The following is a 13,124-nucleotide window of genomic DNA, read 5'->3' on the forward strand; positions in this document are numbered from 1 at the left end:
GTCGCGATCAGCGGCGACGGCCACCCGGGGCGATCAGTAGATCGTCACGTCGTACTCGTCGACCGCCTCGCGGACCGGCTGGTAGAAGGTCGTGCCGCCGGTCCGGCAGTTGCCGCTGCCGCCCGAGGTGAGGCCCAGCGCGGTCGACCCGGAGTAGAGCGGGCCGCCGGAGTCGCCCGGCTCGGCGCAGACGTTGGTCCGGATCAGACCGCGGACTACTCCGCTGCCCAGGTAGCGGACCCGGGCGTTGAGCGCGGTGACCGTACCGCTGTGGGTGCCGGTCGTCGAACCGGTGCGGGTCACCGACTGCCCGACGAAGGCGTCGCCGACGCTGAACCCACCGGGGTGGCTCTGCGCCGGGTTGTCGTAGCGGACCAGCGCGTAGTCGTCGCCCGGGAAGCTGTAGTCGATGGTCGGGCCGATCAGGTTGGTCTGCGCGGAGTTGCTGTACCAGGTGCTGACCACCTCACCGCAGTGCCCGGCGGTGAGGAAGTAGTAGGTGCTGCCACGGACGGCGTTGAAGCCGAGCGAGCACCGGCCGCCGCTGCCGTAGATCGGGTCACCGGGGGAGACCAGTCGGGTGAAGACACCGGGCGTACGCTCCACCCGGATCGCGCCGGCCTTGCCGCGCGCGGTCAGCCGGATCTTGGCGATCTCGGCGCGGGAGACGCTGCTGTCGGCGGTCACCACGACGCGACCGGAGGCGCTGTCGACGTGCCAGGCGATCCCTTCGACGCCGGAGGCTTCCACCAGGTCGCTGACCTGGGCGAGTTCGCTGGCGGTGTAGACCACTGGGGCGGCGGCCCCGGCGGATGGTAGGGCGAGCGCGCCGGCGGTGACCACGCCGACGGCGACGGCGAGCAGCCGGGTGGCCCGGCTGGTCGTGTGGCTGATCCGCACTGTTCCCTCCTGAATGGGACTGGGGATCTCAGGCTTACTGGATATTGACAGTTTTGTTGTCTGTCGATGTTGATGCAAGCGCTAACACGCTAAGATTACTTAGACAATAGCCAATATGAAAAACAATTCTGGCAGTTGTCTGACTTGGCGGGGTCCCGCACCGGTCAGCAGGTGGTCTCGTCGAGGTCGCCATGCGCCGCCCGGAGCATCCGGAGCTGGCCGATCTCCGCAGCGTTCTTCATCAGTTCCGCGTTGACCCAGCTGGCCAGGTGGGCGAGGCTGAGCCCGGCTTCGGCGGGCCACGGATAGGCCGTCGGGCGGTCGAGGTCGGCGTCGGCGAGTCGGTCCAGCACCGTCGTCCAGGTGGTACGCAACGCCCGCAGCCAGCCGATGGTCGCCGCACCGCTGCCCGGCCAGCGGGTGTCCGCGCGGTCGTGGGGCGTACGACCCTCGACGTGGTCGATGGCAACAGTCCACCACCAGCCGATGTGCCAGGTGAGCCAGGCGATTGTCGGCACCGGGACCGGATCCGGTTCGGTCTCTGCCCAGTCCGGCAGCCAGTCGCCGTCGTCGGACGGCCGCAGTGTCCAGCACGCCGGTGCCGGCTCGGCGAGGAAGTCGTCGGGCTGTAGTCGCTCCAGGTGATACTCGAACAGCGACCAGGTCAGATCGAACTGCCACCGCAGCAGTTCGGCACGGGAGGACGGCATCGGACGATCATGTCACCCGCTGGTCTGGTGTCCAATGAACTACTGACACTGCCCGTATCCTGATTGAGACTTGCGGCAATTTTACAACTGCTGATCCTGGTAACGTTTCTGAGTCGACACAGATAGATGTATCTCGATCATGAAGTGCGGTGTGTCGATCCAGTTCTTCGTCGAGAGGATCACGGATGTCCCGTCCTGCCCGCCTCGCCCGGCGCGCCCTCGTCGCAGCGGTCGCCGGTGCCCTCGTCGCCACCCTCACCCCCGGCACCCCGGTCTCGGCCGCCGACCGACCCTTCACCTACCAGGTGACCCCCGGCACCGAGCAGTGGCGCGCGTTCAGCAGCCATCAGGAGATGGTCGACGCCGTACAGATGCCGGACAAGACCGCCGTCGCCTTGCGGACCCCGCTGCTCGTCGACGCCGTCCTGGCGTACCCGCTGCTGCCCGACGCCCTGGCCTTCAACAGCGTCCAACAAGGCTTCGAGACCGTCACCGCCCGCTTCACCGGACTGCAGGAGCTGCTCCGCCGCCCCGACGCCGGCCAGGAACTGCTCAAGCGCTACCGGACCATGGATGTCGCGGCCCGTAGCGGCGAGTCCCTCGCCGATGCCGGCGACCGGGCCCTGGCCGCGTGGAAACTGGAGACCATCCTCGCCCAGCCGCAGGTGCTGGCCACCCTGACCACGGCGCAGTCCACGGAGTTGCTGCACGTCGGACTCGCCGTACACCGAGCCAAGCAGGCCGACGCCAAGACGTACGGCCAGGCCAGCCTGGAACCGACCGCGGTGCTGCTGGGCCGCACGCTCGCGATCCGGGAGAACTGGGACTGGACCCGCTCGGAGCTGCTGCGGGAGGGCCTGCAACTGCGGCCGGGCGCGGTCGAGACCATCGTCGCCGCTGTACGGGCACACCTGGCCGATCCCAGCGTCGCCCACCCGGTCAGCGACGATGTCGGGACGCTGGACTACTACAGCACCGTCTACACCCCCAACGGCACCCCGGTCACGGTGATCACCAGGACGTACGAGCTGACCAGCGCCGAGATCGCCAGCTACAACAACTACGTGGACAACTCCTATCCGTCGGCCACTCGGGAAAGCAACGCCTCGCGCATGTACAACTGCCACTCGTACGCCTGGTACAGCACTTCCAGCGCGAACAACCGGTGGATGAACAGCCCCGGTGACGACCAGTACTGGCTCGATGGCAGCTACACCCGCTGGCACCCGCCGTACATCTGGTTTTCCAGCATGAAGCTGTCGTACGCCAGTGACGATCACTCCGGGATTTGGGTCGGCACCGGCAACTACGTACGGTCAAAGTGGGGCCAGCTGCCCCTGATGTACCACCACTGGAACGACTCCCCGTACAGCAGCGCCACCACCAACTCGTACTTCCCGTCCTGACCGACCTGCGGAGCCTGATTGGCAGCAGTGACGTGCCTGGCGGGAACGGATCCCGCCAGGCACGTGGTGCTTGCCGGCCGTCAACCGGCCCGGTCGCTGCTACTCGTAGCGCAGCGACTCGACCGGATCGGCCCGGGCTGCCCGCGACGCCGGCAGCGTGCCGGCCAGGAACGCGATCGCCATCACCAGCAGGATGATCATCGCGATGGAGGCCGGCTCGAACGCGATCAGCGTCAGTCCGGGCAGGTCCGACAGGAAGCCATCGGCCAGTACGCCGCTGATCGCCGTACCGGCCACGATCGCCAGCACCGCACCGATCGCGCTGCCGAGGAGGCCGATGACGGTGGCCTCCAGGCTGAACAGGCCGAACACCTTGCCGGAACCCATACCCATCGCCTTCATCAGGCCGATCTCACGGGTGCGCTCCTGCACCGACATGAACAGGGTGTTGACGATCCCGAAGCTCGCCGCCAGCAGGGCGATCACCGCGAAGGCGTTGAGCACCCAGACAATGCCGTCGATGACGGTCCGGAACGCGCCGAGCTGGTCGGCGACCGTGCGCCCGGTGTAGCCGGCGGCGGTAAGCCGCTCCTTCAGCGCGCTGATCTGCGCGTCGGTGGCAACCGGGTCGAACCAGATGCTCGCCTGGGCGTACCGCTGCGCCTCGGCGGCGGGCAGGCCGGCGGTCTGCGCGTCGAACAGCGCGTCGGTCAGCGCGTCGTTGGGCACGATGCTGGCTCCGGCCGGGGTCGCCAGGGTCTCCTCGGCCACCCCGACGATCGTCGCCTCGACCACCTGCCGGGTGCGCTCAACGTCGGTGACCGCGATCGAGACGGTCTCGCCGAGCGCAGCCGCCTCGTCGGCGAAGCCGAGGGGTTCGACGTACGACGTCGGGAGTGCGAGCTGCGGCTGGGCGGACGAGTTGTCCGGCTCGGCCCCGGCCGCCAGCGGCGTCTGCTGCCCGGCGACCAGCCCGCCGACGTCGACGACGTAGCGCGTACCGTCGCCGACCTGGATGTAGTCGGCGCTGATCGACCTGGTCGGCACGACATCGAGCACCCCGTCGATCCCGGCCAGGGTGTCCAAATCGGCCGGGGTGAGGGCGACGACCGTCTGCCCGGGTGGGCCGGGCTGCCCACTCGACACCGTGTCCGGGTCGTACTCGGCCGGCCCGGTGTCGGCGGCACCGAATCCGTCGCCCTGCTCTGCGGTCTTGACGACCGTCATGACGTCGGAGGCGCCGATCGCCGTCACCGTGTCGTCGATGTAGGCGTTGATGCCGGTGCCCAGCCCGCTGGTCAAGGTCAGGGTGAACGCGCCGATGAAGATCGCCAGGATCGTCAGCAGCGTACGGGTCTTGGACCGGAAGGTGTTCGCGGTGGCCGAACCGACCAGGTCGGAGATCTTCATGCCGGCACCGCCGCCGAGTCGCTGACCAGCTGACCGTCCCGGACAAGGATGCGGCGGTCGCAGCGCGCCGCTAGCTCCTCGTCGTGGGTGACGACGATCAGGGTGATGCCGTGCTGGCGGTTGAGGCCGAAGAGGATGTCCTCCACCACCGAGCCGGTCGCGGAGTCGAGGTTGCCGGTGGGTTCGTCGGCGAAGATGATCCGCGGATTGTTCACCAGCGCCCGCGCGATCACCACGCGTTGTTTCTGCCCGCCGGAAAGATTCGCAGCCTTGTTCTTCGCCTTGTCAACCAGCTCCAGTTGCTCCAAGGCGGACATGCCGCGCCGTCTGCGCTCGGTGCGCCCCACGCCGGCGATCTTCATCGGAAGCATGACGTTGTCGAGCACCGAGACGTTCGGGGTGAGGAAGAACTGCTGGAAGACGAACCCGAAGGTCTTGTTGCGGGTCTGGTTGAGCCGGCTGCCCCGCAGCGTACGAGTATCGACGCCGCCGAGCATGATCGAGCCCGACGTCGGCGCGTCCAGCAGCGCGAGAATGTGCATGAGGGTCGACTTGCCCGACCCGCTCTTGCCGAGGATGGCGACACTCTCGCCGTCCCGGATGTCGAAGTTCACTCCCTTCAGCGCGTCGAAACTACTCGCGCCGCGACCGTACGTTCTGCGTACTTCGACGGCCGAAATGATGGGGCTCTCCACAGGACTCCTCATTCCGGATCAGGTCACGTTTCTGTGGGGTGTCTCCATCGTTGCCGGCGGTCAGGGCCCGCCGCGTCACCCTGCTGCGGGCACCCACGTACCGCGTACGTGGTAGGCGGATTGCCGCTGCAGGGTGACTCCACTCGCCACGGCGACCGGCACACTGGGGCCATGACGAGCCCGGCCGGCGGAGTTCGGGGACCGAGATACCGCCGCTCACGCGTGCCGGCGTGGGCCGGCGACCTGATCGTCGCCGGTCTCATCGTTCCGGCGGCTTTCCTCCCGTACGATGTGCCGGTTTTCCGGTCGAACGGGCCCGCCGTGACCGCTCTGGTGATCGTGCCGGCCGTACTGCTGCCGGCCCGGCGGCGCTGGCCGGTCCCGGTACTCGCCGGCTGCGTGGCGATCTACGGCGTCGCGGCCTCCGCCGGCACGCTCGCTCCGGGCGTCGTGATCGCGTCGTCGGCCGCTGTGTTCCACGTCGCGAACCGGATGGACCGGCGCACGACGTTCGCCGTGACAAGCGTCGCCGTCGTGGCCACGGCTGTGCTGAGTCTGCTGGCGGCGATCCAGAGCGTGGCCGACCCACGGGCACTCCAGTTCTCCGTGACGATCGCGTTCGCGGCCGCCGCCGGCGACGCCACCCGCTCCCGTAGGGAGTACCTGCTGGCCATCATCGAACGCGCCGAACGCGCCGAACAGACCCGCGAATCGGAGGCCCGTCGACGGGTGACCGAGGAGCGGCTGCGGATCGCCCGTGACCTGCACGACGTCGTCGCCCACCAGATCTCGGTGATCAGCCTCAACGCCGGGGTGGCCTCGTCGGCGTTGCAGACCCGCCCCGACCGGGCCCAGCAGGCCCTCGGCGTCATCCGGGGCGCGGCCCGGACCGTGCTCACCGAGATCGGCGACCTGCTGCGGGTGCTGCGGACCGAGGACGACGACCCCGCCACCGGGGCGGCGACCGCCCCGCAGCCGGGTATGCGCCGGCTCGACCAGCTGGTCGCGGGATTCACCCGGGCCGGCCTCAACGTTTCGCTGCGTACCGAAGGGGACCTGTCGGTGGTCAGCGGCGCGGTCGACGTGGTCGCATACCGGGTCGTCCAGGAAGGTCTCACCAACGCCCACAAGCACGGCGCCGAGCACCGCGCCCACGTCCTGATCGAGGTCGACGCTGATCGAATCCGCGTGGTGGTCACGAACCCGGTGTCCGGTCGGTCTTCCGACGACCGGCCCGAGGTACCCGTGCCCAGTAGCGGGCACGGACTGGTCGGCCTGCGGGAACGGGTCGCCTCGGTCCGCGGCGTCGTCGAAACCGGCCTGTCCCCGGGCGGCTACCGGCTCGCCGCCACCCTGCCACTGCCCAAGGAGGATCCCCGGTGACCAGCGTGCTCGTCGTCGACGACCAGCCACTGATCCGGCAGGCCGTGACCGACATCCTCAATGACCACGACGAGATCGGCGTCGTCGGCGAAGCCGTCAACGGTACGCAGGCCGTCGGGCTCGCCGGGTCGCTGCGTCCTGACGTCGTACTGATGGACATCCGGATGCCGCAACTCGACGGCATCGGCGCGACGGCGGCCATCTGCGCCGACCCGGCGCTGGCCGACACCCGGGTGCTGATCCTCACCACGTTCGAGGAGGACGAGTACCTGGTGGCGGCGCTGCGGGCCGGTGCCAGCGGCTTCATCGGCAAGGGTGCGGAGCCGGAGGAGATCGTCCGGGCGGTCCGCGCGGTGCACGCCGGCGACGCGCTGCTGTCACCGGCCGCGACCCGCAGCCTCATCGAGCGGTACGTGCTGCCAGGTCCCGCTCCGGCCACCGTGGGCCGGCCGAATCCGGCCAGCGAGGCGCTGGACCAGTTGACCGACCGGGAACGCGAGGTGCTGCTGCTGGTCGCGCGCGGCCGGTCGAACCAGCAGATCGCCCGGGACCTGGTGATCTCGCCGCACACGGCGAAGACCCACGTCAACCGGATCATGACCAAGCTGTACGCGCACGACCGCGCCCAGTTGGTCATCCTCGCGTACGAAAGCGGCCTGCTGACCCCCGGCCTGACCTGAGCGCCGAGGTGTCTGTCGGAGATCTTGCACCGTGCTGCCCGGGTCCGCCTTGTGATCCGTGGACTGGCCCGCCTACCGTATCGATATGTCCCGATCATTGTCGTTGATGGGGCGGGGGTGCCTGCCGAGCGGGGTACGGGCCGCCATGGTCGTGGCGGCCGGCACGGCGCTGTCGTTGCTCGCGGTCGCTCCGGTGCGGGCCGCCGACATCCTGCCCCAGGCCTGTCCGATCGAGGAGACCTACGAGGTCTGGTCGCCACAGAAGGTCTGGATCTCCACCGACACCGCGAGCGACTGGCAGACCGGTCCCGGGTCCATCGACTTCACCGGTAGCGGCACGATCGACATCTCGGTCACCACGTCGGCGAGCTTTTCGGTCTCGGCCGGTGCGCTCGTCGCGTCGGCTGAGACCACCTTCGGTGTCGACCTCACCGTCGGGTCGAGCCACACGACCAGCTGGAGCCACTCGATCCCGCTGTCGTCCGGTGTGACGTCCCGCCTGGTACGGACGAAAGAAGGCCGGCTGTTCGGCTTCAGGAAGCATCGGCTCAACACCAACTGCACGGTGACCACGTCGGCTGACGCGGTGGCGTACGCCCCACTCGCGTCACACAGTTCGAACTACTACTGCTGGAAGCGGGACGACTACCCGGCGACGGCCTGGTGGTATCCGAACCAGCAGGGCGGGTGTTAACAAGGGGTGACGTGGGGAGACATGGATAGGCTGCCTGTCGCCCTGGGCCTTGCTGTGGTCCTGGCGTTCGGCGTCGCCGGGTGCACCGGCGACTCGGACGGCCCGGATACCGGGGCGCCCAGGCAGTCGTCGTCCGCAGGCCTGGCCGACGACGACCATCGAGGTGTCGCCCTCGAATGGGCCGGGCGCGGCAGCCAGCACAGCTCACAGCTGGAGGTCAGCCAGAGCCGCTACGACGGCCTGGTCGTCTTCCGGAACGTGACAGGTTCTCCGGTCCAGCTGATCTCCGTCGAGATGGCGGCAGGTGATTCGACGGTCGTCAGCGTGGACCGGGTCGGCCTGGTGGCGCTGGCGCCGGACCAGGCCGACGGCGTCGGCTTCACCGACCGGTTCCCACCCGTTTTCGCACCTGATCTGACCGCCGTCGACCCGGCTTCGGCCAAGCTGCTGCCGAGCGATGCCAGCCGGGAACGCTACTCGGCCGTATTCAAGATCACGGCCGTCCGGCCCGGCCTGTGGGAGGCCCCACCCGTCACGGTGACCTACCGGTCGACCGGGGGCGTTCGCTCGATCGACTTCCCGCACCGGCTTTCTGTCTGCGTCGAGCCCGCCTCGACGGCCGAGTGTTGAGGCGGGCTCGACGGGCGGTCCCCACCGTGCGTCCGTTGAGCAGGGCTGTGTGGCGGAGGGTTCAAGGGGTTGGTCAGTGGGTGGGCCGGGCGTCGAGGAACGGGCTGGGCGCACCGGCGTATGAGACGTAGAGCGAGTCCCGGGCGCGGGTGCAGGCGACGAAGAGCAGGCAGCGTTCCCCTTGCAGGTCGTGCCGGTGCGCGGTGGGGTCGTCGTCGGCTGCGGTGATCGTCGAGCGGGCCGGCATGGTGTCGGCGTCGACGCCGATCGCCGCGACGCAGCGGAACTCGAGCCCTTTCATCGCGTGCATGGTGCCGACCCGTACCGCGTTGGTCTTGCTGGCGGTGGGGGTGCTGACCGGGATGCCGGCGGTGCCGAGCCGGTCGCGGGCGGCGCGGGCCAGGTGGCCGTTGCGGGCGGCGACGGCGATCGCGTGCGGTTCGACTCCGTCGTCGATCCAGCGGCGTACCTGGTCGACGAGCTGGTCGTGCTCGGCGTCGCGGTCGGGGTGCCCGGCGACCCGGGGCCGCCGGCCGTGCATCGGCGAGCGGTAGCCGGTCAGGTTGTCCGGTTGGTCGTCGAGTCCAGGTGGGGTCGACTCCGGTGAGCAGCCGCACCGACCAGGCGAGGATCTCCTGGGTGGTGCGGTAGTTGATGGTCAGTTTGCGGCTGCGCCCCCGGATCCCGACGCCGAGGCTGCCCAGCGACACGTGGTTGTCGTAGATGCGCTGGTGCGGGTCGGCGACGATGAACAGGTCGTCGGGGCCGGCGGCGACGGCGGCCCGCAACAGTCGCCACTGCGCCGGGTGCAGGTCCTGGCCTTCGTCGACGATGACGTGCCGGTACGGGCGGTCCGGCCGTTCGGCGAGGATCTTCGCCGCCTGGTCGGCCAGCTGCAGGTGGGTGTGCTGGTCCTGTTGCCGCAGCGCGTCGGTGACCTGCCGGATCGCTTCCCACACGGCGAGCCGCTGGTCGGCGCGCAGCGGTGCGCCGCGGCCGTGCCGGCGGGCGGCGAGGTAGCCGGCCGGCTCGGTGATGCCCTGGGCCAGGATCACCTGTTCCCATTCGCGTTGCAGGAAGGTGGCGCTGTGCTGCCCGCCGGTGGCGTCGGCGGCCTGTTCCCACAGCGGTCGGGTGACGGTCCTGGCGTCGGCGATGACCGGTTGGCGGCCGAGGGTTTCGGCGACGATCCGGTAGGCGAGCCGGTCGACGTTCAGCACGTCGATCCGGTCCCGTATCGGCGCATCGTCGGTGAGCAGGCCGAGTTGCCGGTCGAGGGCGTCGGCGAGGTTGCGGGTGAAGGTGGACAGCAGCAGCCGGTCCGGGCCGCCGGTGATCCGGGCGGCGAGGAACACCGCCCGGTGCAGGGCGGTCACCGTCTTGCCGGTGCCGGCACCGCCGGTGACCAGCGCCGGTCCGGCGTACGACGGGCGGTGGGCGATCTCCCGTTGGGTCGGGTGCAGGAAGACCCGCCAGGCGGCAAGGCACACTTCCAGGCACGGCCAACTCGACGAGGCGGCCGAGTGCCACCAGGCGGCCCTGACGGTCCGCCGCGAGATCGGTGACGAGTTCGGCACCGCTGTTTCGATCAACGCGCTCAGCCTGCTGGGCTGCCGCATCGCCGGCTGACCGACTCGGTCCGCTTCTTCTCCGAAGCCCTGGAGATCGTCACCCGACTCGGCAACCGGCGCTGGCGGGCGCTCGTGCTGAGCAATCTGGGCGAGACACGGTACGAGATGCTGCGGTTGCCGGAGGCCGCCGAATTGCTCCGGGAAGCCCTCGCTGAGCTACGCGACCTCGGCGACCGTGGCCAGGAAGGTAACGCATTGTTCTGCCTCAGCAGGGCCGAGCGGGCTGGGCGACGTTGCCAGTACACAGGCCCCACATCGAGACTGCGGTCGCAATCGCCGAGGAGGCGAACAACTCGCTGTGGCTGGGCCACTGGCTGGTCGAGCTGGCCCGGGTGCGGCGGGCCATCGGTGACCCTGCCGCCGCCCTCGACATCCTGCACCGCGCTGCTGCGCTGCAACGACGGATCGGTGACCGCAGCCGGGAAGCAACCGCAATCGACGGCGTCGGCGAGGCGTATCAGGATCTTGGCAGGTCGGCGGAGGCAGTGGACTTCCACCGCCAGGCCGCCGGAGTGCACCGCCGGCTCGGCGACTCCTGGCAAGCCGCCGTCGCACTGCACAACCTGGCGACCGCCCTCGCGGCGACCGGCCGCGAAGTAGAAGCACTGCCGGTACGGCAAGACGTGTTGACGCTGCTCAGCCGCTTCGATGACGCCCGCGCAGTCGATCTTCGCCAGCTGATCGAGCAGGCCTGACCACCCTCCGGTGGGCAGGCTATCGCTTGCCAATCACTCTGTTGCAGGGAGCATCTTGACCCGTCTCTCGGCGAGATCTGGCAGGTGCTGGCCAGCAGTGACAAAGTCGTTGTCGTCGTGCAGGATCACCAGACCGTTGACGGCTGCACACGCGCATACCAGAAGATCCACGCAGGACAGAGCCCGGTGCGCGCCGGCCCGCAGCAGCCGGTACTGGGCTGACTCCACCCACCGCCATGCTGCCTTGGGCACAGGGACATCGGGGTAGAGATCGGCGAACATTTCGTTCATTTGCTCATACTCGTCCAGATAGCGAGCGGAACGCCGGAACTCTGTGCGCTGCGGCTGGCACGATCCGATCGCATGATCAGAAATGACGTCCGCCCAGGCAGCTCGCACGGCAGGTTCACGTAGGAGCCGCCATAGCGCCGAGGAATCAGCCAGGTACCGGATCACGCAGCTGGCGCCTTGCCTGCTGCCCGGATCTCCTGCCAGCCCTCGTAGTCCCAGCCCTGCGCGACTGCGGCGTGGTGATCGAGTGCCGCGATGCGTCGATGCCGTGCAGCGTACTCGCGCAACGCGAGGTTCACAGTTTCCTTCTTGCTCCTGGCCCCGGACAGGCGCATTGCCTCGGCCAACGCCTCATCGTCAAGGTCGATCTGCGTGACGGTCATCGCTACCCCCATCATGTATGAGCCTTCCCAACATCACCAACATACCCTGGTTCACGTGGTCGTGGGTGCCGCTAGACCATCGGCAGCGCGCCCCGCGCCACAGGCGCGTCAATGGCGACGAGGACCGGCAGTGGTTCGGTAAGCTAGGTTGTGTGCCTAACTAGTTGGCGTTACAGTTGTCCAGTGGATGGCAACAGGCAGTGGCCGACAGAGTGGATGCGTGGTGCGCTTGCGCTCTGCGTGCTCGCGATGGTCGCGGAGGGGGAAATCTACGGCTACGCGATTGCACAGCGTCTGCGGGGTGCTGGTCTCGGAGCTGTGAAGGGAGGGACGCTTTATCCCGTTCTTGCGCGCTTGGAGATCGATGGCCTAGTGATCTCATCCTGGCGCGAGGGTGAGGCAGGTCCGGGGCGCAAGTTTTTCACTATCACCGATGCTGGCCTTGAAGAGTTGCGAGCGCGAATCGCCGATTGGCGAACATTTACCGACAAGGTGGCTACGGTAATCAACAAGTTTGACGCGCGGTCTGTCGATGATTCAAGCTTTTGATAAAGAGAGCGCCTTCGGAGAAGAAGCCTCCCTGTGATTAATCCTTAGTAAGATCAGTGATCCGACGGGACAGTGATGCATCAGAGTGTGGGTATCAGACTTGAGAGGTACCAACAGGAGTTGTTGCTTGCGCTGCGGATGTGCAAGCTACCTGCACCACGTATAGCAGAGGCGCTCGCCGAGGTGGAGAGTCATGTCATTGAGAGCGGCGAGGACCCTCGACTTGCGTTCGGCGAGCCGGTCGAATACGCAAATGAACTGGCTCGAGCGCTCGGTCGTCGGCGAGGCGGATGGAGGACGACCTTTGCGGCGCTAACTCGGAGTGCGATCGCCGCTGCGGTGCTGTTCGCTGCCGCTGTGGCGCTTCTGGTCCGAGGTCTACATCAGCTGCTGACCGGGCAGTCCAACGTCGTTGGATCTCCTGCGCTTCTTTCGGTGATGCTGGGCCAAGTCACTCTGCTGTCTGTCGCAATGTGGTTGATAGTGCGGCGGCGTAGAAAGGGTGATCGAGTCATCGATCCACGAACCGGCGCGGAGATGGCACCGCCCGTGCCGCAGTCTGCAATTGCAATTATTGCTGTCGGTCCACTCATCCTGGTCTTGGTGGCGCTCTTACTGGTCGCTTCGGAAACCTGATTGCCCTGAAGTTCGTTTCTGGATGCCAGGATGTAGTAGCGGTCTATTCGTCTGCGTTGGAGGTGTCAGCGGGCGCGGGTGGTGCTGCCGGGGTTGGGTGGGCTGACCCGGGGCTGCCGGATCAGCCCGCACGGTTGACTTCGGGGGAGCCCAGCCCCGCAGGATCCTGCGGTCAAGGCTGGGTGGGGGTGTGCTTGAGGCCGGTGACGAAGCTCGTCCAGGTGGTGGCGTCGAAGGCGAGCGTCGGGCCGGTGCGGTCCTTGGTGTCGCGTACGTCCACCTGGCCGCCAGCGAAGCGGACCTCGACGCAGTTGGCGTTGCTTGAGCTGCGTGACGACGTGAACCAGTCCCGGTCCGGGGTGTCGACCTGAGCCTCGATCCACCGATGAAGGTTGGACCGGCAGGACCCCGGATGTAGAAAGTGCCCTCTG

Annotated in this window: 16 protein-coding genes and 2 pseudogenes; 9 read left to right on the plus strand and 9 right to left on the minus strand. The window is 68.1% G+C overall.

Annotation, left to right across the window (positions count from 1 at the left end; translation table 11 throughout):
• Nucleotides 1-33: 33 nt before the first annotated feature.
• Nucleotides 34-900, minus strand: coding sequence for a S1 family peptidase (locus tag ACFHWT_RS17345; protein ID WP_416595679.1), 867 nt, complete (start codon nucleotides 898-900; stop codon nucleotides 34-36).
• A gap of 164 nt (nucleotides 901-1,064) precedes the next feature.
• A complete protein-coding gene (locus tag ACFHWT_RS17350; RefSeq protein WP_416595680.1) occupies nucleotides 1,065-1,610 on the minus strand; it encodes a DinB family protein in 546 nt (181 codons plus the stop codon).
• A 185-nt stretch (nucleotides 1,611-1,795) separates the two neighbouring features.
• Here ACFHWT_RS17350 and ACFHWT_RS17355 point away from each other — a divergent pair, with 185 nt between their 5' ends.
• Nucleotides 1,796-3,016: a hypothetical protein gene (locus tag ACFHWT_RS17355; protein ID WP_416595681.1), complete on the plus strand. Its 1,221-nt coding sequence runs from the start codon at nucleotides 1,796-1,798 to the stop codon at nucleotides 3,014-3,016.
• Nucleotides 3,017-3,115: 99 nt separating this feature from the next.
• Here the strand turns inward: ACFHWT_RS17355 and ACFHWT_RS17360 are convergent, their stop codons facing one another.
• Together ACFHWT_RS17360 and ACFHWT_RS17365 are read right to left on the minus strand one after the other, a co-directional pair.
• Complete coding sequence (locus ACFHWT_RS17360; protein ID WP_416595682.1) at nucleotides 3,116-4,426, minus strand: ABC transporter permease; 1,311 nt, start codon at nucleotides 4,424-4,426, stop codon at nucleotides 3,116-3,118.
• Nucleotides 4,423-5,040, minus strand: coding sequence for an ABC transporter ATP-binding protein (locus tag ACFHWT_RS17365; protein WP_416595683.1), 618 nt, complete (start codon nucleotides 5,038-5,040; stop codon nucleotides 4,423-4,425). Before ACFHWT_RS17365 ends, ACFHWT_RS17360 begins: the two co-directional genes overlap by 4 nt.
• A gap of 402 nt (nucleotides 5,041-5,442) precedes the next feature.
• Between ACFHWT_RS17365 and ACFHWT_RS17370 the strand changes: the two genes are divergently transcribed.
• From ACFHWT_RS17370 to ACFHWT_RS17385, 4 genes are all read left to right on the plus strand, one after another.
• Nucleotides 5,443-6,504, plus strand: coding sequence for a sensor histidine kinase (locus ACFHWT_RS17370; RefSeq protein ID WP_416595684.1), 1,062 nt, complete (start codon nucleotides 5,443-5,445; stop codon nucleotides 6,502-6,504).
• Nucleotides 6,501-7,184, plus strand: a complete 684-nt coding sequence (locus ACFHWT_RS17375) for a response regulator (RefSeq protein ID WP_416595685.1) — start codon at nucleotides 6,501-6,503, stop codon at nucleotides 7,182-7,184. The genes ACFHWT_RS17370 and ACFHWT_RS17375 overlap by 4 nt, the downstream gene beginning before the upstream one ends.
• Before the next feature lie 85 nt (nucleotides 7,185-7,269).
• Nucleotides 7,270-7,878 (plus strand): hypothetical protein, encoded by a 609-nt coding sequence (locus ACFHWT_RS17380; protein WP_416595686.1) that lies wholly within the window; start codon nucleotides 7,270-7,272, stop codon nucleotides 7,876-7,878.
• A 21-nt stretch (nucleotides 7,879-7,899) separates the two neighbouring features.
• Complete coding sequence (locus tag ACFHWT_RS17385; protein WP_416595687.1) at nucleotides 7,900-8,508, plus strand: hypothetical protein; 609 nt, start codon at nucleotides 7,900-7,902, stop codon at nucleotides 8,506-8,508.
• Between the two features lie 73 nt (nucleotides 8,509-8,581).
• Here the strand turns inward: ACFHWT_RS17385 and ACFHWT_RS17390 are convergent, their stop codons facing one another.
• Entirely contained in the window at nucleotides 8,582-9,049 is a 468-nt protein-coding gene (locus ACFHWT_RS17390) for a 3'-5' exonuclease (protein WP_416595688.1), read from the minus strand.
• A gap of 238 nt (nucleotides 9,050-9,287) precedes the next feature.
• Nucleotides 9,288-10,127: pseudogene (locus tag ACFHWT_RS17395) on the minus strand (UvrD-helicase domain-containing protein); the annotation flags it as partial.
• Nucleotides 10,128-10,133: 6 nt separating this feature from the next.
• Here ACFHWT_RS17395 and ACFHWT_RS17400 point away from each other — a divergent pair.
• Nucleotides 10,134-10,280: pseudogene (locus tag ACFHWT_RS17400) on the plus strand (hypothetical protein); the annotation flags it as partial.
• Between the two features lie 92 nt (nucleotides 10,281-10,372).
• A complete protein-coding gene (locus tag ACFHWT_RS17405) occupies nucleotides 10,373-10,834 on the plus strand; it encodes a tetratricopeptide repeat protein (protein WP_416595689.1) in 462 nt (153 codons plus the stop codon).
• 33 nt (nucleotides 10,835-10,867) lie between these two features.
• Here the strand turns inward: ACFHWT_RS17405 and ACFHWT_RS17410 are convergent, their stop codons facing one another.
• Together ACFHWT_RS17410 and ACFHWT_RS17415 are read right to left on the minus strand one after the other, a co-directional pair.
• A complete protein-coding gene (locus ACFHWT_RS17410) occupies nucleotides 10,868-11,290 on the minus strand; it encodes a hypothetical protein (protein WP_416595690.1) in 423 nt (140 codons plus the stop codon).
• A complete protein-coding gene (locus ACFHWT_RS17415; RefSeq protein WP_416595691.1) occupies nucleotides 11,287-11,508 on the minus strand; it encodes a type II toxin-antitoxin system VapB family antitoxin in 222 nt (73 codons plus the stop codon). The genes ACFHWT_RS17410 and ACFHWT_RS17415 overlap by 4 nt, the downstream gene beginning before the upstream one ends.
• A gap of 183 nt (nucleotides 11,509-11,691) precedes the next feature.
• On the opposite strand from ACFHWT_RS17415, the gene ACFHWT_RS17420 reads away from it, so the two are divergent.
• Both ACFHWT_RS17420 and ACFHWT_RS17425 read left to right on the plus strand, forming a co-directional pair.
• On the plus strand, nucleotides 11,692-12,057 hold the full coding sequence (locus tag ACFHWT_RS17420; protein ID WP_416595692.1) for a PadR family transcriptional regulator: 366 nt from the start codon (nucleotides 11,692-11,694) through the stop codon (nucleotides 12,055-12,057).
• A 120-nt stretch (nucleotides 12,058-12,177) separates the two neighbouring features.
• The gene (locus ACFHWT_RS17425) at nucleotides 12,178-12,693 is read left to right on the plus strand and encodes a hypothetical protein (RefSeq protein WP_416595693.1); all 516 of its coding nucleotides are present in this window, start codon (nucleotides 12,178-12,180) and stop codon (nucleotides 12,691-12,693) included.
• A gap of 172 nt (nucleotides 12,694-12,865) precedes the next feature.
• On the opposite strand, the gene ACFHWT_RS17430 is transcribed toward ACFHWT_RS17425, so the two are convergent.
• The coding region (locus ACFHWT_RS17430) for a DUF397 domain-containing protein (protein WP_416595694.1) at nucleotides 12,866-13,124 on the minus strand (259 nt) is incomplete at its 5' end.

The organism is Micromonospora sp. LOL_021, assembly GCF_048060215.1.
Taxonomy (GTDB): Bacteria; Actinomycetota; Actinomycetes; order Mycobacteriales; family Micromonosporaceae; genus Micromonospora_E.